This is a genomic window from Streptomyces sp. NPDC031418 (genome assembly GCF_055581605.1).
The window spans coordinates 97577-117014 of record NZ_JBVIJC010000024.1 but is presented as its reverse complement, the minus strand read 5'-3'; the positions used below and the strand labels follow the sequence as shown (position 1 = coordinate 117014).

The following is a 19438-nucleotide window of genomic DNA, read 5'->3' as shown; positions in this document are numbered from 1 at the left end:
GGCAAGATCCGAAAGAGCGGCCCTAGCGTCCCGCGGGAGGGGGTGGCCATGGTGGGGCGGATCGTGCGGTGCGGAGTAGCGCTGGGGTTCGGTGTGCTGTGGTGGTGGGCCGTGCTGCGAATCGCCCGGGGGGAGGGTGCCGGAGTGCTGGAGGGCGCCGTGGTGACCGGTGGGTGGGGAGTGAGCCTGCTGCCCGTGCACTGTGTGCCCAAGGGGCGGGCCGTCGGGGCCCTGTCGGCCGGGCGGTGGGCGGCCGCCTGGCGGGTGGACGACGCTACCAGGGCATCGCCACACCCCCGTTCGGGCGAAGTATCTGACCCGTGGTGAACGCGGAGGCGTCCGAGGCCAGATAGAGCACCGCGTGCGCCACGTCGTCCGGTTCTCCGACCCGGCCGAGCGGTGCCCTACGGGCCATCAGCGTCTCGGTGTGCGCCTGCGCCGCCTGGTCGTGACGGTCCGTCATGGGGGTGCGGATCCAGCCCGGGGCGACCGCGTTGACCCGGATCCCGTGCGGGCCGACCTCGGTGGCCAGCGTCCTGGTCAGCTGGACCACGGCCGCCTTGGCCGCGCCGTAGCAGAGCAGCCCCGGGCCGCCGGTGTCCACCGCGCCGGAGGCCATGGTGACGATGCTGCCCCGCCGCCGCTGGGCCAGCATCAGCCGCGCCGCCTCCTGGCAGGCGTACAGCACGCCCTTGAAGTTGACGTTCAGCACCCGGTCGAGGTCCTCGTCGCGGGTCTCCAGGACCGGGCTGCTGTGCATGATCCCGGCGATCGCCGCCATGACGTCCAGTCGCGCGCAGGACCGCACGGCCGCAGCCAGCCGGGCCCGGTCGGCGACGTCGAGGACGTGTATACGGGCGGTTCCGCCGCGGTCCTCGATCAGTTTGGCCGTGCCGTGCAGCCCGTCCGCGTCGCGGTCGGCGCAGTGCACCGCCGCGCCCGCCTCGGCGAGCAGGACCGCGGTGGCCCGGCCGATGCCGCCGGCGGCTCCGGTGACGAACGCGGTGCGTCCGGTGAGGTCGTACGCCGTGAGGGGCATACCGTGACCGTACGAGCGTGTCTGACGGGCCGTCAATTACTGGGCGGTGACGGGTTCACGGCCGGGGGCGGCGTCAGCCGGCGCGGCGGGGATACCGCTCGCGCCATCTCTGCGGGGCTCCTGGCGCCGGCGCAGGGCCCCGCTGGCAGGTGGGACACCAGTAGGTGGGCCGGTCCTGGGAGCCGTCGCCCTGGTCGGCCACCCGCACCGGGGTGTGGCAGCGCAGGCAGGGGCGCGGGGCACGGCCGTAGACGAACAGGTCGTGCCGGTGCAGGCCCGTGGTCTGGCGGACCGGGCGGTCGCGGTTCACCTCCAGCAGCCGCTTGGCGAGCGCGGGCAGCTGCTCGGCGCGGTCCGCGGGGAGCGCCCCGACGGGCAGCCAGGGGGTCACGCCGAGCAGGAAGCACAGCTCGCTCTTGTAGATGTTGCCGATGCCCGCCAGATTGCGCTGGTCGAGCAGGGCCTCACCGAGCGGGCGGGCGGGTTCGGCCAGGAGGTTGGCCCGCGCGCGCTCCGGGTCCCAGTCCGGGCCGAGCAGATCGGGACCGAGATGGCCGACGACCCGCTCCTCCTCGCTCGTGCGCAGCAGCTCCATGACCTGGAGGCGGTAGCCCACGGCCGTCCGGTCGGCGGTGCCGAGGATCGCCCGGATCTGGTGCGCGGGGCCGCCCCGCCAGCGCTCGTCCGGGCCGTAGACCTTCCACGAGCCTTCCATGCGCAGATGGGTGTGCAGGGTCAGGCCGCCCTCGAAGCGGGTCAGCAGATGTTTGCCGCGCGGCACGGTGCTCAGCACGCTCCGGCCGGCGAGGTCGACCGTCGCGTACTTCGGCACCCGGAAGTCGCTGCGGGTGAGCGCCTTGCCCGCGAGCGCCTCGTGCAGCCGCCGCGCGGCCTGCCAGACCGTGTCACCTTCGGGCATGCGTCAAGGGTGCCACGGCGGGTGCGGCGCCGGTCAGGGTCTCAGCCGCAGGCCGCGCGGGGTGGCCACGAAGCCCGCCGCTTCCAGGAGGGTGCCGGTGGGGGAGGTGAGGGCCTGGGCGCCGTTGATCCGCTCGACCGTGACCGTGCCGAGGGAGCCCGCCCGGGCCGCCGCTGCCAGGGCATCGGCGGCCGTACGCAGGCGCGGGTCGTCCGCGGCGCCGAGGTCCGGGGCCGTGGGCCAGGCCAGCAGTGTCTTGCCGCCGCGCTCCATGTACAGGGTCAGCTCGCCCTCCACCAGCACGACCAGGGACCCCGCCTTGCGGCCCGGCTTGTGCCCGGCGCCGGCCGGGGGCTCCGGCCAGGGCAGGGCCGCGCCATAGGCGTTGGCCGGGTCGGCCGCGGCGAGGACCACGGCCCGGGGGTCGGGCGCAGGCGTGCTCGTACGGCCGCTCCCGTAGCCCCGGTGCGAGCCCGGGCCGTAGGCGGGGGCCGCGCCGCCCCGGGGACCGCCGTAACCGGGGCTTCCACCGCCTCGGGGACCGCCGTAGCCGGGAGTCGCGAAGGGGTCGGCGAGATCGCGGGGCGAGACGTGCTCACCGGGAGCGGGCGGGTGGTCCGAGGGGGGCCAGGTGAAGTCGCCGTCGAGGCCGGGGTGGGCGAAACCGCCGCCGGGCCCCTCGAAGGCGCCGGGCGAGGTGTGGCCGTGCGGGAGGCCGTCGGCGGAGTCGAAGGGGTCGCCGAAGTCCGCGGCGGGTGCGAGCCGCTCGCCGCGGTCACGGGCGTTGGACACCGCGCGCAGGCGGTCCACCGCACCGTCCATGGCGAACTGGGCGGCGCCGAGGCCCTCGACCACATAGCCACGCCGTGCCTGGCCGCTCTCCTCGAAGACGGACAGCACCCGGTACACCGCGGAGAAGCCGCCCTCGACGCCCTCCGCGGCGACCGCGCCACGGGTGACCACGCCGTGCCGGTCCAGCAGGGTGCGGGCCCGTGCGTGCGCGCGCACCGTGGCGTCCGGTTCGGCGGCGGGCAGCAGGGACCAGCGGCCGGCGACGGTCGGCGGGCCGGTACGGGACGCGGTGCGGGCGGCGGCCGTCAGGGAGCCGTAGCGGCCGCGCGGGACGGCGCGCTTGGCGCGGTGGGCCGTCGAACCCGCGGTACGGCCCGAGCCCAGCAGGGAGCGCATCGGCGCGAGGGTGTCGTTGGTGAGCCGGCCCGACCAGGCCAGGTCCCAGAGCGCGTCGGCCAGCTGGGGGTCGGTGGCCTCGGGGTGGGTGGTGGCGCGCACCTGGTCGGCGATCTGGCGGAAGAACAGGCCGTAGCCGCCGGAGAGGGCGTCCAGCACGGACTGGTGCAGTGCTGTCAGCTCCAGCGGGTGCGGTGGTGGGAGGAGCAGCGGGGCAGCGTCCGCCAGGTAGAGCGAGACCCAGCCGTCCTTGCCGGGCAGGGCGCCCGCGCCGGCCCACACGACGTCGCCGGCCGCGGTCAGCTCGTCGAGCATCGACGGGGTGTAGTTCGCCACCCGGGACGGCAGGACCAGTTTCTCCAGCGCCGAGGCCGGCACCGAGGCGCCCTGGAGCTGCTCCACGGCCCGCACCAGTCCGTCGATGCCGCGCACTGCGTGGCCCTTGCCGATGTGCTGCCACTGCGGCAGGAACTGGGCGAGCGCGGCCGGCGGAACCGGCTCCAGCTCGTGCCGCAGCGCCGCCAGGGAGCGGCGGCGCAGCCGGCGCAGTACGGCCGCGTCGCACCACTCCTGGCCGATGCCCGCCGGGTGGAACTCGCCCTGGACGACGCGGCCGCTCGCGGCCAGCCGGTGCAGTGCGCCCTCGGTGACCGCCACGCCCAGGCCGAAGCGGGCCGCCGCCGTGGCCGACGTGAACGGCCCGTGGGTACGGGCATGGCGCGCGAGGAGGTCGCCGAGCGGGTCCTTGACCGGCTCCGTGAACGCCTCGGGGACGCCGACGGGGAGCGCGGTGCCGAGCGCGTCGCGCAGCCGGCCCGCGTCCTCCACCGCCGCCCAGTGGTCGGCGCCGGCGATGCGGACCTTGATGGCCCGGCGGGCGGCGGCCAGCTCCCGCGCCCAGTGCGGGTCCGCGCCCCGCTCGGCCAGCTCCGCGTCGGTGAGCGGGCCGAGCACCCGGAGGGCGTCGGCCGTGCCCTCCACGTCCTTGATCCGGCGGTCCTCGGTGAGCCATTGCAGCTCGCGCTCCAGCTCGGTCAGCACCTCGGCGTCGAGCAGCTCGCGCAGCTCCGCCTGGCCGAGCAGCTCGGCCAGCAGCCGGGAGTCCAGGGAGAGCGCGGCGGCGCGGCGCTCGGCGAGCGGGGAGTCGCCCTCGTACAGGAACTGGGCGACATAGCCGAACAGCAGCGAGCGGGCGAAGGGGGAGGGCTCCGGGGTGGTGACCTCGACCAGGCGGACCTTGCGGGACTCGATGTCGCCCATCAGCTCCACCAGCCCTGGCACGTCGAAGACGTCCTGAAGGCATTCGCGGACCGCTTCCAGGACGATCGGGAACGAGCCGTACTCGCTGGCCACCTCCAGCAGCTGGGCCGCCCGCTGGCGCTGCTGCCACAGCGGGGTGCGCTTGCCCGGGTTGCGGCGCGGCAGCAGCAGCGCGCGGGCGGCGCACTCGCGGAACCGGGAGGCGAACAGGGCCGATCCGCCGACCTGGTCGGTGACGACCTGATCGACCTCGCCCTTGTCGAAGGCGACGTCCGCCGCGCCCACGGGCGCCTGCTCGCTGTCGTACTCCGTGCCGGCCTTCGCCGGCGGCCCATCGAGCAGGTCCAGGCCCATCAGGTCGGCGTCGGGCAGCCGCAGCACGATGCCGTCGTCGGCGTGCATGACCTGCGCGTCCATGCCGTACCGCTCGGACAGGCGGGCGCCGAGGGCGAGCGCCCAGGGGGCGTGGACCTGGGCGCCGAACGGGGAGTGGACGACGACCCGCCAGTCGCCCAGCTCGTCGCGGAACCGCTCCACCACGATCGTGCGGTCGTCCGGGACATGGCCGCAGGCCTCGCGCTGTTCGTCCAGGTACGACAGCACGTTGTCCGCCGCCCACGCGTCCAGGCCCGCCGCCAGCAGGCGCAGCCGGGCGTCGTCCTTGGGCAGCGAGCCGACCTCGCGCAGGAACGCGCCGACCGCGCGGCCCAGTTCCAGCGGGCGGCCCAGCTGGTCGCCCTTCCAGAACGGCAGCCGGCCCGGCACACCCGGTGCGGGGGAGACCAGGACCCGGTCGCGGGTGATGTCCTCGATGCGCCAGGAACTGGTGCCCAGCGTGAAGACGTCCCCCACCCGGGACTCGTACACCATCTCCTCGTCCAGCTCGCCGACCCGGCCGCCGCCCTTCTTGGGGTCGGAACCGGCGAGGAAGACCCCGAACAGGCCGCGGTCGGGGATGGTGCCGCCGGAGGTGACGGCGAGGCGCTGGGCCCCCGGCCGGCCGGTGATCGTGCCCGCCACGCGGTCCCACACCACGCGCGGGCGCAGCTCCGCGAACGCGTCGGACGGGTAGCGGCCCGCGAGCATGTCGAGGACCGCCGTGAACGCCGACTCGGGCAGCGCGGCGAACGGCGCCGCGCGCCGGACCAGGGCGAGCAGGTCGTCGAACTGCCAGGTGTCCAGCGCCGTGATGGCCACGAGCTGCTGGGCGAGGACGTCCAGCGGGTTCGCGGGGACCCGCAGGGACTCGATCGAGCCCGTGCGCATCCGCTCGGTGACCACTGCCGCCTGCACGAGGTCGCCCCGGTACTTGGGGAAGACGACACCCGTGGAGACGGCGCCCACCTGGTGGCCCGCGCGGCCGACGCGCTGAAGGCCGGAGGCGACCGACGGCGGGGACTCGACCTGGACCACGAGGTCCACGGCGCCCATGTCGATGCCCAGCTCCAGGCTGGAGGTGGCGACCACGGCGGGCAGCCGGCCGGCCTTGAGGTCCTCCTCCACCAGGGCGCGCTGCTCCTTGGAGACCGAGCCGTGGTGCGCGCGGGCGATCACCGGGGGCGCGCCCTGGGCGGCGCCCGAGCCGCCCATCAGTTGCGCGGGCGCGTGGTGTTCGCCGAGGGGCTCGCCGGTCGCGCGCTCGTACGCGATCTCGTTGAGCCGGTTGCACAGCCGCTCCGCGAGGCGCCGGGAGTTCGCGAAGACGATCGTGGAGCGGTGGGCCTGGACCAGGTCGGCGATCCGCTCCTCCACATGCGGCCAGATCGACGGGCGCTCACCGCCCTCACCGGCGTCGGAGGCGGGGGCGCCGCCCAGCTCGCCCATGTCCTCGACCGGGACGACCACGGACAGGTCGAACTCCTTGCCCGACTCGGGCTGGACGATCTCCACCCTGCGGCGCGGGGAGAGATACCGGGCGACCTCGTCCACCGGGCGGACGGTCGCCGACAGGCCGATCCGGCGGGCGGGCCGCGGCAGCAGCTCGTCCAGCCGCTCGAGGGAGAGCGCGAGATGCGCGCCCCGCTTGGTGCCCGCGACCGTGTGCACCTCGTCCAGGATCACCGTCTCCACGCCCGTCAGCGCGTCGCGTGTGGCCGAGGTGAGCATCAGGAACAGCGACTCGGGGGTGGTGATCAGGATGTCCGGCGGGCGCGTGGACAGTGCGCGGCGCTCGGCGGCCGGGGTGTCGCCGGAGCGGATGCCGACCTTGACCTCGGGCTCGGGCAGGCCGAGGCGGACGGACTCCTGGCGGATGCCGGTCAGCGGACTGCGCAGGTTCCGCTCGACGTCCACCGCGAGGGCCTTCAGCGGCGAGACGTACAGCACCCGGCACCGCTTCTTCGGGTCGGCCGGGGGAGGGGCCGAGGCCAGCTGGTCCAGGGCGGCGAGAAACGCGGCGAGCGTCTTGCCGGAGCCGGTCGGGGCGACCACCAGCACGTCCGAGCCCGCCTGGATGGCCTGCCACGCGCCCGACTGGGCCGCGGTGGGCGCGGAGAACGCCCCCGTGAACCAGCCGCGGGTCGCGGGGGAGAAGCCGTCGAGGGCCCGGTGTGCGGAGCTGACCATGCGTCCATCCTGCACCCGGCCACTGACAATCACGCTGACCTGGGAAAACGCCGTGCGCCGCGGGCGGCTTGGCACCGGCGGCGGGGGAAGCGGCGCGGGTGCCAAGACGGGGGCGGGGTGCCGGGGAGGTGGCGGGCGTGCCGAGGCGGCCGGGGGGTGCCGGGGAGGTGGCGGGCGTGCCGAGGAGGCTCAGCCCACGAAGCGGCCGTGGGCGCGCAGGGTGAGCAGTGCCTGGATCGTCACCATCGGGCGGGCCTCCAGCGCCGGCGCCGGGGCCCACTGCCGCCACCGGATCGGCCAGCCGCCGTCCTCCTGCTGCTCGGCGGCCAGGTGATCCAGGGAACGCGCCATCTCCTCGTCCGTGAACCACGCGCGCGCCAGCGAGTCCGGGGTGCGGGCGAAGTCGTGCGGGAAATGGTGCTCGCCCGGGGCGTACCCCGGTGAGACCGGCCAGGCGTCGAGCCGGTCCGGTTCCAGCGCCGCGAGGCGCTGCTCGCGTACCAGGCGGCCCAGCCGGTCGGCGGCGGCCTCGGCGCGCGGACGGTCGGGAGCGGAGTCCAGGAAGGCCACGGCGGCCTCCACCTCGTAGGGGTGTGACGTGCACAGGGACTCCACGGCCCGCCAGCAGAAGTCGGTCGCCCGGAACAGCCACGCGTGCCACACCTCGTTGCGGTGCAGCAGTCCGACCACGGGACCGGTGGCCAGGAGGTCGCTGGGCGGGTCGTCCACGATGGGCACGAACGGCGCCGCCGGATAGCCACGCTGGCTCGGATGGATCGCCGGCAGCGCGCCGTCCGCGGTGGAGACCGAGGTCAGATACCGGCACACCCGCTCCACCCGCTGCCCGCCGCAGCGCCCGACGGCGTCCAGGACCCGGAGCGCGTGCGCGGTGTGCAGGGGCTGGCTCACCGGGCCGCGCAGATCGGGCTCCAGCGCGTGGCCGTACCCGCCGTCCTCGTTGCGGTAGGCGTCCAGCGCCGCCTCCACCGCGTCCGGGCCGCCGTGCAGGAAGTGGTGGGCGAAGAGACGCTGCTCCAGCACGCGCGCGGTGAGCCACACGAACTGTTCCGCGCGGAACAGCGGGGAGCGCGCCGAGGGCGTGGAAGGCAGGGGGGAAGCTCCTGTTTCGGCCATGCGTCAGACCGTAGGACGGAAAGCGGTCTCGGCGAGCGGTCCCGGCCGGGGCCCACCCTCAGGGGCGGGATACTGGAGTCATGCGGTTGACGGTCTTCTGGCAGCGGATGGCGGAACACTTCGGTCCGGGGTACGCCGACACCTTCGCGCGCGATCACGTCATGTCGGAGCTGGGCGGACGCACGGTGAACCAGGCACTGGACGCCGGCTGGGCGGCCAAGGACGTGTGGCGCGTGGTCTGCACGGTGATGAACGTGCCACGGGAAAGGCACTGACCGGTCACGAAGATCGCCGCAGGGCGCAGGTTGTCAGTGGCATGGGCGAGACTTGGCGGGTGGCATCGACTGACGAGGACAACGAGCCGCTGACCCGGCAGGCGGCACCGACCGGCACGACGGCGTCCGACCGACCGCCGACCCCCGGCGCCGTCGCACCCGCCCGCATGCCCCGCTGGCTGCCGCGCGCCATGGTGCTCGCGCTCGCGCTGATCGCCGTGTTCCAGCTGGGCAGCTGGGCCTTCCACCAGCTGACCGGACTGTTGATCAATATCTTGATCGCGTTCTTCCTGGCCCTCGCGATCGAGCCCGCGGTGAGCCGGATGGCTGCCCGGGGCATGCGCCGGGGAGTCGCCACCTTCCTGGTCTTCCTCGGGCTCACGATCGTCGTCGCCGGTTTCGTCACCCTGCTCGGCTCCATGCTGGCCGGCCAGATCATCAAGATGATCGAGGGGTTCCCGGCCTATCTTGACTCGCTCATCAACTGGATCAACCACAGTTTCCACACCAAGCTCAGACGGGTGGACGTCCAGGAGGGTCTGCTCCATTCCGACTGGCTGCGCAGGTACGCGCAGAGCAGCGCGGCCGGCGTCCTCGACGTGTCCGCGCAGGTGCTCGGCGGGCTCTTCCAACTGCTGACGGTCGGGCTGTTCTCGTTCTACTTCGCCGCCGACGGCCCACGGCTGCGCCGCGCGATCTGCTCCGTGCTGCCGCCCGCCCGCCAGGCCGAGGTGCTGCGCGCCTGGGAGATCGCCGTCGACAAGACCGGCGGCTACCTCTACTCGCGCGGCCTGATGGCGCTCGTCTCCGGCATCGCGCACTACATCCTGCTCCAGGCCCTGGGCGTGCCGTACGCGCCCGTGCTCGGCGTCTGGGTGGGACTGGTCTCGCAGTTCATCCCCACCATCGGGACGTACCTCGCGGGCGCGCTGCCGATGCTGATCGCGTTCACCGTCGCCCCCTGGTACGCGGTCTGGGTGCTGGTCTTCGTCGTGGTCTACCAGCAGTTCGAGAACTACATGCTGCAACCCAAGCTGACCGCCAGGACGGTCGACATCCATCCGGCCGTCGCGTTCGGCTCGGTCATCGCCGGCACCGCGCTGCTGGGCGCCGTGGGCGCGTTGATCGCCATTCCCGCGGTGGCCACGCTCCAGGCGTTCCTCGGCGCGTATGTGAAGCGGTACGCCGTGACGGACGACCCCCGTGTGCACGGGCACCGCGGGAGAGGGCCGGGCGGTTCCGGGCTGCTCACGCGGATACGAGGGCTGCGGAGTGAGCGGGCGGGTGCGCAGGAGCCCTCGCAGGGGCCCGCGGAGGCCTCGGGCTGAGCGGGACGGCAGCGCGGCCCCAGGGGCGCCGGGCGTACGGGAGCGGTGCCACCCGGCGCCGTACCGCGCGGTCAGGTCACGCGGAGACCGTGGCCGCGGGCGGCGTCCAGCGCCTGGTGCGCGGCACCGTGCCGTCGACGCCATAGTCCTTCTTGAGCTGCTCCGGCACGGCGTAGTGCATCACGCGCCCCCGGGTGAGGGAGGACAGCTCGAAGACGGCCGTGAGATGGCCCAGCCGGTCCAGCGCCCAGGCGCCGAGCGGGGAGCGGTCCTCGATGGTCTCCAGCACGCCCAGGAGGTGCGGGACGGCCTTGACCAGGGTGTCCCAGCGGGTGCGGGGCACCTGGAGCCAGTCGGCGCAGGTGTCGCCGACGAGATAGCGGATCAGGGCGGAGACGATCGGGTCGAAGAAGGTGCCGGGCACGACCTCCTCGTAGAGGTCGATGAGCTGCCGGGTCAGATGCGCGCCCTCCGTGGAGGGGCCCATGTGCCGGAGCATGTACAGATCGAGGAAGGCGCGTGCCTCGTCGAGCGTCTTCGGTACGGCCTCCTGGTCGACGCCGAGCATGGCACCGACCACCCGCCACGCGTAGTAGTACGCCTCCGCGCCCTCCGTGGTCATGTGGATGCCCAGCCGGTGCAGGCTGTCGAGGACCAGCATGGAGAAGAACATCTGCCCGCCGATCATGTCCTCCTGGCAGATCGGCGTCCCGAGCGTCCCGGTGTCCCAGCGGTTCTCGCGCGTGAGGTGATAGCGGATGGACGCGTGCAGCAGCCGTACCTTCTGGGCCGCCGGGATGAACCGGCTGCCGGCCTCGAAGGCGTCGGGCTGCATCAGGTAGACGGTGAACTGTCCCGTCTCCGCCATGCGCTTGGAGGGGTACGCCAGGGAATGCGTGGCCGACAGCAGCTTCGCCACGCGCGGGACGACGTAGCAGGCCGGCATGGAGGCGAAGGACAGCGCCGTGGAGATGTGCACGTTGTTGTCGATGAAGAACAGCCGCGCCTTCTCCATCTCCGCCCAGTCCACCCACGCGGGCGGGGCGCCGGTCACCTGGAGGTACTCGCGGGCGACGTCCGGCAGCCCGTCGGGCAGCGGAGCGCCTGCGGTGGAGACGTAGCGCATCAGCGTGTTGAACGTGCCGACCTCCCCGCGCTCGAACAGCGTGGCCACGGTGGCGTCGGCGAGTTCGTCGCCGGCCTCCTGGAGGGCGTCCAGCGACGCCTCGGTGACGGTCATGACAGGGGCTCCTTTTCTGGTGGCTTCGAGGCCCGGGCGCTGCCGGCCGCGCGGTGCCGGTCCCGGGGCCGCGCCGGCGGAGAGGCCGTCGCGCGGGTCAGAAGGGGCGCACCGTCGCCGCACGCGCCAGCGCCGCCAGGGCGTCGGCGGCGGGCGCGGGCACGGTCAGCTCCTGGAGGGCGTCGAGCGCCTGTTCGACGCGTGCGGCGATCATCTTCTCGACCCGGTCGGGCGCTCCCAGCCGGCGCATGACCTCGCGGACGGCATCGACGCCGGCCGGGTCCGCTCCGTCGTCGTCCAGCAGCTCCCGCAGCCGGCGCCGTTCGTCGGGTCCGGCGATGCGCCAGGTCTCCGCGAGCAGCGCGGTGGGACGGCGCCCGCGGACGTCGTCGGTGTCGGCCTTGCCGGTGAGTTCCGGGTCCCCGAACAGGCCGAGCAGGTCGTCCCGCAGCTGGAACGCCTCGCCGAGCGGCAGGCCGTAGGCGGAGTAGCCCGCGCGGAGCGGCTCCCCGGCCCCGGCCAGCGTGCCGCCGATCAGCAGGGGCTGCTCGACCGTGTACTTGGCGGTCTTGTAGCGGATCACCTTGAGTGACGCCGTGGTGTCCGGGACGGTGCCGGTGTGCAGGATCTCCAGGCACTCGCCCGCGATCAGTTCCCGGGCCAGCAGCGACCACAGCGGACGGGCCCGCGCGAGGAACGCGGCGGGCAGCCCGCTGGTGGCGAAGAGCTGCCCGGCCAGCGCCATCAGCAGATCGCCGACCAGCATCGCCAGCGAGCGCGCGGCGGCGTCCGGCCGCGGATGCGCGGCAGCGGCACCGCGCAGGGCCACATGGGCCGTGGGCCGGCCGTGGCGCAGCGGACTGTCGTCGATCAGGTCGTCGTGTACGACGGCTGCGGCATGCACCAGTTCCATGGAGGCCGCGGCCCGCAGCAGCGCCTCGCTGTCCGGCTGGCCGGCCGCACGCCAGCCCCAGTAGCAGAAGGCCGCCCGCAGCCGCTTGCCGTCCGTGACCGCCGCCTCCAGCTGTTCGGCCACCGGGGCGAGGCCCGGGTCGACGTCGGCCAGCAGATCGGCCTCCTGGGCGACGAAGCGGTGCAGCACCTGGTCGACGCGGTCCTTGAACGCGGCCGCGTGCCACCGCTCAGTCGCCATCGGCGCCCCGCCGGGCCAGTGCGTGCCGGGCGAGGATCTCCAGGTGGGCCGGCGGCACGGACGCGTACCGGTCCAGGACCAGCCGGCCGCGTGCCACCAGATCCTGCTCCGCCTGCGCCGCCAGTTCCGAGGCGTCCGAGCGCCGCAGCAGTCCCCGTACCGTCGTCAGCGCCGAGCCCAGTGTGCTCACCGCCAGGTCGGCCATCCCCGCGGCCAGCAGTAAGGCCTGCTCGTCCAGCCCCGGGCGCCGGCCCGCTCCCTGTGTCATTCCCTCTCCCCACTGGCGCGTCCGGGCAGCGCCGGTCACGCGCCGCCCCGTCGATGATCGCGTCCGGAGAAGCGGGGGAGGCGGGAGACGGATCAGCGGCGCACCATCGGGCGATCAGGCCGTTCGGCTGTGCGAATCTCCGGCAGGGCGCTTCGGCGCTCCGTGTCCGCGTGGTGCGCTTGACACGAAAATCGAACATCCATTCTTATGGGGGCTCGGGTGCGGCGACGGGTGAGGGGTTTTGCCCTGATTCACTGGGGTATGTGCCCCGGTTATCCACAGGCCGGACCTGCGTCGGGACGCATTGTCAGTGGCAGGCGTTAGCGTCTTTGACGTGAAGCGATCGACTCAAGCAAACCGGGTGGAACCCATGGCAGGAACCGACCGCGAGAAGGCGCTCGACGCCGCGCTCGCACAGATTGAACGGCAGTTCGGCAAGGGCGCGGTCATGCGCATGGGCGAGCGGTCGAGGGAGCCCATCGAGGTCATCCCGACGGGGTCGACCGCGCTCGACGTCGCCCTCGGCGTCGGCGGCCTGCCGCGCGGCCGTGTCGTGGAGATCTACGGACCGGAGTCCTCCGGTAAGACGACCCTGACCCTGCACGCGGTGGCGAACGCCCAGAAGGCCGGCGGCCAGGTCGCCTTCGTGGACGCCGAGCACGCCCTCGACCCCGAGTACGCGCGCAAGCTGGGCGTCGACATCGACAACCTGATCCTCTCCCAGCCGGACAACGGCGAGCAGGCGCTGGAGATCGTGGACATGCTGGTCCGCTCCGGTGCCCTCGACCTGATCGTCATCGACTCCGTCGCCGCGCTCGTGCCGCGCGCGGAGATCGAGGGCGAGATGGGCGACAGCCACGTGGGTCTCCAGGCCCGCCTGATGAGCCAGGCCCTCCGGAAGATCACCAGCGCGCTCAACCAGTCGAAGACCACGGCGATCTTCATCAACCAGCTGCGCGAGAAGATCGGCGTGATGTTCGGCTCGCCGGAGACCACGACGGGTGGCCGGGCGCTGAAGTTCTACGCCTCCGTGCGTATCGACATCCGCCGCATCGAGACCCTGAAGGACGGCACGGAGGCGGTCGGCAACCGCACCCGCTGCAAGGTCGTCAAGAACAAGGTCGCCCCGCCCTTCAAGCAGGCCGAGTTCGACATCCTCTACGGCCAGGGCATCAGCCGCGAGGGCGGCCTGATCGACATGGGTGTGGAGCACGGCTTCGTCCGCAAGGCCGGCGCCTGGTACACCTACGAGGGCGACCAGCTCGGCCAGGGCAAGGAGAACGCGCGCAACTTCCTGAAGGACAACCCCGACCTGGCCAACGAGATCGAGAAGAAGATCAAGGAGAAGCTGGGCGTCGGTGTCCGGCCGGAGGAGCCCACGGCCGAGCCCGGCGCGGACGCCGCGGTGACCGGCGCGGCCGCCGACGACGCCAAGACGGCCGCCGCCCCCGCTGCCGCCAAGGCCGCCAAGCCCAAGGCCGCCGCAGCCAAGAGCTGACCCGTGACACGACGAACCGACTGGGCCGAGTACGAGTACGTCACCCCCGGTGCCCCCCGGGGGAGGGGCACCGGCGACCGCCCGCACTCCGCCCCGGGCGGTGACGACGGGCACCCGGGGGAAGGGCACGGCGACCACACCGCGTACGGCGAGTACGGCGCATCGGGGGAGGACGGCGGGCCGGGCGAGCGCGGCGGCTACGGCAGCCGAGAGAGCGCAAGGCCAGGGGGCGGGCGTGGGCGCGGCCGGAGACGGCGCGGCTTCGGGGACACGCCCGGTGAGGACGAAGGCGACCCTCCCTCGTCGAGGGCCGAGCGGGGGGAGTCTTCAGGGGACCCGGCTGAGCGGGCACGGGCGATCTGCCTGCGCCTGCTCACCGGGACCCCGCGCACCCGCAAGCAGCTCGCGGACGCCCTGCGCAAGCGGGAGATCCCCGAGGACGTGGCCGAGGAGGTGCTGGCGCGGTTCGAGGAGGTCGGACTGATCGACGACGGCGCGTTCGCCGGCGCCTGGGTGGAGTCCCGGCACCACGGCCGTGGCCTCGCCCGGCGTGCGCTCGCCCAGGAGCTGCGCACCAAGGGAGTCGACTCTGCCCTGATCGACGAGGCCGTCGGCCGGCTCGACTCCGAGCAGGAGGAGACCACCGCCCGGGAGCTCGTCGCCCGCAAGCTGCGCGCCACCCGTGGCCTCGACCGCGACAAGCGGATCCGGCGCCTCGCCGGCATGCTCGCCCGCAAGGGCTATTCCGAGGGCATGGCCCTCCGCCTCGTCCGCCAGGCCCTGGAGGAGGAGGGCGAGGAGACGGAGTTCCTGGGAGACGCCGACCTCTGAGGCCGAGGGCGGAGGCACGCTCCGGAGCACCGCACCCCTCGCTGTGACGGTGGCCCGGCCAAGGAGTGACCCGGCCGGGGCCGGGCGTTGCTCAGCCGGGCGGTGGCGACACCGGCAGTCCCGCCGCGCGCCAGGCCTGGAAGCCGCCGACCAGGTCGGTCGCCCGGTGCAGGCCCAGCTGGTGCAGGGAGGCGGCCGCGAGACTGGAGGCGTAACCCTCGTTGCAGATCACGACGATCCGCAGGTCGTGCCCGGTGGCCTCCGGAACCCGGTGGCTGCCCTGCGGGTCGAGGCGCCACTCCAGTTCGTTGCGCTCGATGACGAGGGCGCCGGGGATCAGCCCGTCCCGGTCGCGCAGGGCGGCGTAGCGGATGTCCACCAGCAGGGCCTCGCCGGCACGCGCCGCCGTGTGCGCCTCGACTGCCTCGATGCGCCGGTACCCGGCCCGGACCTGCTCCAACAGCGCGTCGATACCGGCCGGCGTCCGCCGGGTGCTGTCGCTCACTGCCAGTCCTCCGGGCGTTCGACCTGCTCCAGGCGCAGCACGCGGCCGGTGCGGCTGTAGCGGCGGATGCGGGGCAGGGGCGGATAGTAGGCGTGCACCGAGATCGCGTGCCGGTCGCGGGACTCGTTGAGCACCTCATGGACGTGGTGCCGGCCGAAGGCGCGCCCCTGACCGGCGGGCAGCCGGCGCTCGCGGTCCACGCCATCACTGAGTTCCAGGCTCTGCCAGCCGTCGGTGGGCAGCCGTGCGGCGAGCGACTTCTCCGTCAGCTCGCCCGAGGCGGTGACGAAGGCACCGACCGAGTCGGCGTGGTCGTGCCAGCCGGTACCGGTGCCGGGCGGCCAGCCGATCAGCCAGGCCTCCACTCCGCCGGGCCCGTCCAGGCGCACCCAGGTACGGCCCTCCGGGTCGAGCGGGAGGGAGGCGATCAGCCCGGCGTCGGCGGCCGTACGCCGGACGAAGTCGAGGAGGTCCGCCTGCGTGGGCGCCGGACCGGCGGCAGGGGACACGGAAGGGAGGAAGGAAACAGACACGTGCACCGTCCTGAGGCGCTGAGGAGGTTCGCGGAAACGGGCGCGTGACGGCGCCCGGAGAAACTACGGATGCGAATTCAGCAGGACGGGCGACACACGCAGCCCGCGTAGCGGACGAGGTCCATATGGACCCTCCGCCACAGGCGCACACAGGTGTCGGTCACGATCCGGAGTACAGCATGCGGCCGTACCCCGGTCAACTCATCTCACTCCGTGGACATGGCGGGACCGGAGCGCGGGTCAGCGCACCCCGGAGCCGGCCTCCGCCTCCTCCTTCACCGCGCCGCCCACGACCGCCTCGGCCGCCGCGTACAGGTCGGCCGGGCGGACCCCGCTGAGCGCGGTGACCAGATGGCCGTCGGGGCGCACGAGCAGCACGCTGTGCGCCGGCGCACCCGGGTAGCTCTCGGCGACCAGCAGTTCCGCCGGGTACGGCAGTGCGGCCACCGCGGCCGCGAGCCGGGGCATCACCCCCGCGGACACCCAGTGCTTGCGGTCCCACACACCCGTACCCGGCGCGATCAGGACCACGAGCAGCGCGTTGCGGCCCAGCCGGTCGCGCAGCCGCACGAAGGAGCCGTCCTCCGCCGTCACCCGGACGTCGGTGACCGGCGCTCCGGGCGGGGTGTCGACCGGGATCTCGCCCTCCAGCTGCCGGGGTGCGAGCGGAGAGCCGGCGTACGTCCCCGGCGCGCCGAGCGGGCCGCGCCCGAGATGGCCGTCGGTGAGCAGCGAGTCATGGCCGCGGCCCGCGCCCGGCACGATGTGCCGCAGCCCGCCACCACCCCGCAGCACCGGCAGCACCTGGTCCGCGGCGCGCAGCCGGGCGGCGACCACCGCGCGCCGCTCGGTCTGGTAACTGTCCAGCAGCGCCTCGTGCGGGCCGTGGTGCCAGGCGGGGGCCAGCTTCCAGGCGAGGTTGTCCGCGTCCCGCAGGCCCTCGTCCAGGCCCTGGGTACCGAACGCGCCCAGCAGATGGGCGGCGTCCCCGGCGAGGAAGACCCGGCCCGCGCGCCAGCGCCGGGCGAGCCGGTGGTGCACCGTGTGCACACCGGTGTCGAGCAGGTCGTACGCCGGTGACGGGTCGTCGGTCCAGCCGGTGAGGGTCTCGCCGATCCGGGCCAGCAGCAGCTCGGGTGTGACCAGGTCCTTGCCCGGCGGCAGCAGCCAGTCCAGACGCCACACCCCGTCCGGGAGGGGGCGGGCGGTCACCTCCCCGGCCGAGGGCCCGGACGACCGCCACGGCGGCATCCGATGGATCAACGCCCGGCCCTCCCACGGAAGTTCCGCGCGCAGCGCGGCGACCGCGTGCCGCTCCACCGCCGTACGGCCCGGGAAGCGGATGTCCAGGAGCTTGCGCACCGTGGAGCGGGGGCCGTCGCAGCCGACCAGGTAACTGCCCCGCCACCAGGTCGCCCTGGGGCCGCGGGTGTGCGCGGTGACGCCGGAACGCTCCTGCTCGATGGTGTCCAGACGGCTCTCCACGGCCACCTTCACCAGTGGCTCATCGGCGAGGGCCGCGCGCAGCGCGTCGGTGACGAGGTGCTGGGCGATGTGCAGCGGGGCGGCCGGACCGGACTCGGGGAAGTCGATCTCGCTCATCACCTGCTTGCGCCGCACGGACCGCCATCCGGCCCAGCGCACGCCCTGCTCGCCCAGCGCCGTCCCGGTCAGCCGCTCCAGCAGGGCGGCGGTGTCCTCGCGCAGCACGACGGTGCGCGCCGCCCGGGGTTCGTCCTTGCCCGGGCCCTCGTCCAGGACGACGGACGGCACCTCCTGGCGGGCCAGCGCCAGGGCGAGCGTGAGCCCGACGGGCCCCGCTCCGACGATGATCACCGGGTCCACGACGCGGCGCCCCCTGCCCGCAGCGGTGCCCTGACGGATGTGGATGAACAGCAAGGTGAAGCGGGGTGCACGATCACAGAACGTATGCAACCCATTGGCAGAGTTTGCGTCAAGTGACCGGAGGCAGTGGCGATCATGCCACTGCCTCCGGGTGACGCTGTGGGGACTGACCGGGTGTCAGGCCGAGGTTCCCGCTCCCGCGTGCCCGGGGATGGCGACGGTGTCCTCGACCTTCAGCATCGCGCCGGTCGACTTCTTGCCCCGCCGCAGCCGGCCCTCCAGCCAGCTCGCGAAGGAGGTCAGCGAGAAGTTGATGATCACGAAGATCACGGCGACCACGGTCAGCGAGGGGATCATGTTGCCGTAGTAGGCGGCCATCGTGTTGGCCGACGACATCAGTTCGGAGAAGGTGAGGACCGCGCCGCCGAGGGCGGTGTCCTTCACGATGACCACCAGCTGGCTGACGATGGCCGGGAGCATGGCGCTGACCGACTGCGGCAGCAGGATGAGCCGCATCATCTGCCCCTTGCGCAGGCCGATCGCGAGGGCCGCCTCGGACTGGCCCTTCGGCAGGGCGAGGATGCCCGCGCGGACGATCTCCGCGAGCACGGACGCGTTGTACAGCACCAGACCGGTGACGACCGCGTAGAACGGACGGTCGTCCGAACTGACATCGGTGTACTGGGCGAACAGCGCCAGGCCGAAGATCATCAGAACCAGGACGGGGATCGCGCGGAAGAACTCCACCACGGTGGTGGCCACGACGCGTACCCAACGGTGGTCCGAGAGCCGGGCGATACCGAGGACGGCGCCGAGCGGAAGCGCGACGACCATCGCCAGCGCCGCCGCCTCCAGGGTGTTCTGGAGACCGGGCCAGATGTACGCCGAGTACGCCGCGGTGTCGGTGAAGAAGGGCTTCCACAGCTTCCAGTCCAGCTGGCCCTTCTCGTCGAAGGACGTGTACACCCACCACACGAGAGCGGCGAGGGCGACCAGGAAGACCGCCGTGTAGAGGAGGTTGCGCCGCTTGGCACGCGGCCCCTGGACGTCGTACAGGACCGAACTCATCGCTTCACCGCCACCTTCTTGCCCACCCAGCCGAGGATCAGACCGGTCGGCAGGGTCAGGCAGACGAACCCGAAGGCGATGACCGCCGAGATCAGCAGCAGCTCCGCCTCGTTCTCGATCATGTCCTTCATCAGGAGCGCGGCCTCGGTCACACCGATCGCCGCGGCCACGGTCGTGTTCTTCGTCAGCGCGATCAGTACGTTGGTCAGCGGGCCGACGGCCGCGCGGAAGGCCTGCGGCAGCACGACCAGCCCCAGCACCTGGCCGAAGCTCAGGCCGATGGCCCGCGCCGCCTCCGCCTGGCCCACCGGCACGGTGTTGATGCCGGCCCGGATCGCCTCGCACACGAAGGCCGAGGTGTAGACGATCAGACCGAGGACGGCGAGCCGGAAGTTGATCGTCTTGAAGTCGTCCGCACCGAGGCTGATGCCCAGCGTCTGGTTGAGGCCGAGGGAGGAGAACAGGATGATCACCGTGAGCGGGATGTTGCGCACGATGTTCACATAGGCGGTGCCGAAACCGCGCATCAGCGGGACCGGGCCCACCCGCATGGCGGCCAGCAGAGTGCCCCAGACCAGGGAGCCCACGGCCGACAGCAGCGTGAGCTGCACGGTCGTCCAGAAGGCGCCCAGTACGTCGTACTTGTCAAGAAAGTCGAACACGATCTCCCGCGCTTCCGCGTGTAGGGATGCCCCGGTGGGGCGCCGTCCGGGGGGGTGTACCCGTCCGGCATTGTCTCCCCCCCTTGTTTTTCCCATCCTCCGGGGGGGGTCGTTTTTTTTCTCCGCC

Annotated in this window: 17 protein-coding genes; 4 read left to right on the top strand and 13 right to left on the bottom strand. The window is 73.2% G+C overall.

The features are described from left to right. Positions 1-274: 274 nt before the first annotated feature. The 4 genes from ACZ5CZ_RS30905 to ACZ5CZ_RS30890 all read right to left on the bottom strand — a co-directional run bounded on the left by ACZ5CZ_RS30905 (position 275) and on the right by ACZ5CZ_RS30890 (position 8105). Complete coding sequence (locus ACZ5CZ_RS30905) at positions 275-1039, bottom strand: SDR family NAD(P)-dependent oxidoreductase (RefSeq protein ID WP_468947592.1); 765 nt, start codon at positions 1037-1039, stop codon at positions 275-277. A 73-nt stretch (positions 1040-1112) separates the two neighbouring features. After that, positions 1113-1958: a DNA-formamidopyrimidine glycosylase family protein gene (locus tag ACZ5CZ_RS30900; RefSeq protein WP_468947590.1), complete on the bottom strand. Its 846-nt coding sequence runs from the start codon at positions 1956-1958 to the stop codon at positions 1113-1115. A gap of 33 nt (positions 1959-1991) precedes the next feature. Continuing rightward, on the bottom strand, positions 1992-6971 hold the full coding sequence (locus ACZ5CZ_RS30895; protein WP_468947589.1) for an ATP-dependent helicase: 4980 nt from the start codon (positions 6969-6971) through the stop codon (positions 1992-1994). 189 nt (positions 6972-7160) lie between these two features. Next, positions 7161-8105 carry a hypothetical protein gene (locus ACZ5CZ_RS30890; RefSeq protein WP_468947587.1) on the bottom strand — a complete coding sequence of 315 codons (945 nt, stop codon included), beginning with the start codon at positions 8103-8105 and terminating at the stop codon, positions 7161-7163. 80 nt (positions 8106-8185) lie between these two features. Here ACZ5CZ_RS30890 and ACZ5CZ_RS30885 point away from each other — a divergent pair, with 80 nt between their 5' ends. Together ACZ5CZ_RS30885 and ACZ5CZ_RS30880 are read left to right on the top strand one after the other, a co-directional pair. Next, positions 8186-8380 carry a DUF3046 domain-containing protein gene (locus tag ACZ5CZ_RS30885; protein WP_385840353.1) on the top strand — a complete coding sequence of 65 codons (195 nt, stop codon included), beginning with the start codon at positions 8186-8188 and terminating at the stop codon, positions 8378-8380. A gap of 59 nt (positions 8381-8439) precedes the next feature. Then, positions 8440-9708: an AI-2E family transporter gene (locus ACZ5CZ_RS30880; RefSeq protein WP_468947586.1), complete on the top strand. Its 1269-nt coding sequence runs from the start codon at positions 8440-8442 to the stop codon at positions 9706-9708. A 76-nt stretch (positions 9709-9784) separates the two neighbouring features. On the opposite strand, the gene ACZ5CZ_RS30875 is transcribed toward ACZ5CZ_RS30880, so the two are convergent. The 3 genes from ACZ5CZ_RS30875 to ACZ5CZ_RS30865 form a co-directional block, all read right to left on the bottom strand. Continuing rightward, positions 9785-10948: an oxygenase MpaB family protein gene (locus tag ACZ5CZ_RS30875; RefSeq protein ID WP_468947584.1), complete on the bottom strand. Its 1164-nt coding sequence runs from the start codon at positions 10946-10948 to the stop codon at positions 9785-9787. 97 nt (positions 10949-11045) lie between these two features. After that, complete coding sequence (locus tag ACZ5CZ_RS30870) at positions 11046-12101, bottom strand: polyprenyl synthetase family protein (protein WP_468947583.1); 1056 nt, start codon at positions 12099-12101, stop codon at positions 11046-11048. Then, the gene (locus tag ACZ5CZ_RS30865) at positions 12091-12369 is read right to left on the bottom strand and encodes a polyprenyl synthetase (protein WP_385840358.1); all 279 of its coding nucleotides are present in this window, start codon (positions 12367-12369) and stop codon (positions 12091-12093) included. Before ACZ5CZ_RS30865 ends, ACZ5CZ_RS30870 begins: the two co-directional genes overlap by 11 nt. Positions 12370-12739: 370 nt before the next feature. On the opposite strand from ACZ5CZ_RS30865, the gene recA reads away from it, so the two are divergent. Next, on the top strand, positions 12740-13867 hold the full coding sequence (recA, locus tag ACZ5CZ_RS30860) for a recombinase RecA (protein WP_385840359.1): 1128 nt from the start codon (positions 12740-12742) through the stop codon (positions 13865-13867). 3 nt (positions 13868-13870) lie between these two features. Then, positions 13871-14698 carry a recombination regulator RecX gene (gene recX / locus ACZ5CZ_RS30855; protein WP_468947580.1) on the top strand — a complete coding sequence of 276 codons (828 nt, stop codon included), beginning with the start codon at positions 13871-13873 and terminating at the stop codon, positions 14696-14698. Positions 14699-14789: 91 nt separating this feature from the next. Here the strand turns inward: recX and ACZ5CZ_RS30850 are convergent, their stop codons facing one another. The 6 genes from ACZ5CZ_RS30850 to ACZ5CZ_RS30825 form a co-directional block, all read right to left on the bottom strand. Continuing rightward, positions 14790-15209 carry a rhodanese-like domain-containing protein gene (locus ACZ5CZ_RS30850; protein WP_385840827.1) on the bottom strand — a complete coding sequence of 140 codons (420 nt, stop codon included), beginning with the start codon at positions 15207-15209 and terminating at the stop codon, positions 14790-14792. After that, entirely contained in the window at positions 15200-15742 is a 543-nt protein-coding gene (locus tag ACZ5CZ_RS30845) for a cupin domain-containing protein (RefSeq protein WP_468947579.1), read from the bottom strand. Before ACZ5CZ_RS30845 ends, ACZ5CZ_RS30850 begins: the two co-directional genes overlap by 10 nt. Before the next feature lie 71 nt (positions 15743-15813). Continuing rightward, positions 15814-15861: a hypothetical protein gene (locus tag ACZ5CZ_RS30840; protein ID WP_309506048.1), complete on the bottom strand. Its 48-nt coding sequence runs from the start codon at positions 15859-15861 to the stop codon at positions 15814-15816. Between the two features lie 115 nt (positions 15862-15976). Next, positions 15977-17581 (bottom strand): FAD-dependent monooxygenase, encoded by a 1605-nt coding sequence (locus tag ACZ5CZ_RS30835; RefSeq protein ID WP_468947576.1) that lies wholly within the window; start codon positions 17579-17581, stop codon positions 15977-15979. A gap of 177 nt (positions 17582-17758) precedes the next feature. After that, complete coding sequence (locus ACZ5CZ_RS30830) at positions 17759-18649, bottom strand: amino acid ABC transporter permease (RefSeq protein WP_468947574.1); 891 nt, start codon at positions 18647-18649, stop codon at positions 17759-17761. Next, on the bottom strand, positions 18646-19311 hold the full coding sequence (locus ACZ5CZ_RS30825; RefSeq protein WP_385840366.1) for an amino acid ABC transporter permease: 666 nt from the start codon (positions 19309-19311) through the stop codon (positions 18646-18648). The genes ACZ5CZ_RS30830 and ACZ5CZ_RS30825 overlap by 4 nt, the downstream gene beginning before the upstream one ends. Positions 19312-19438 lie beyond the last annotated feature (127 nt).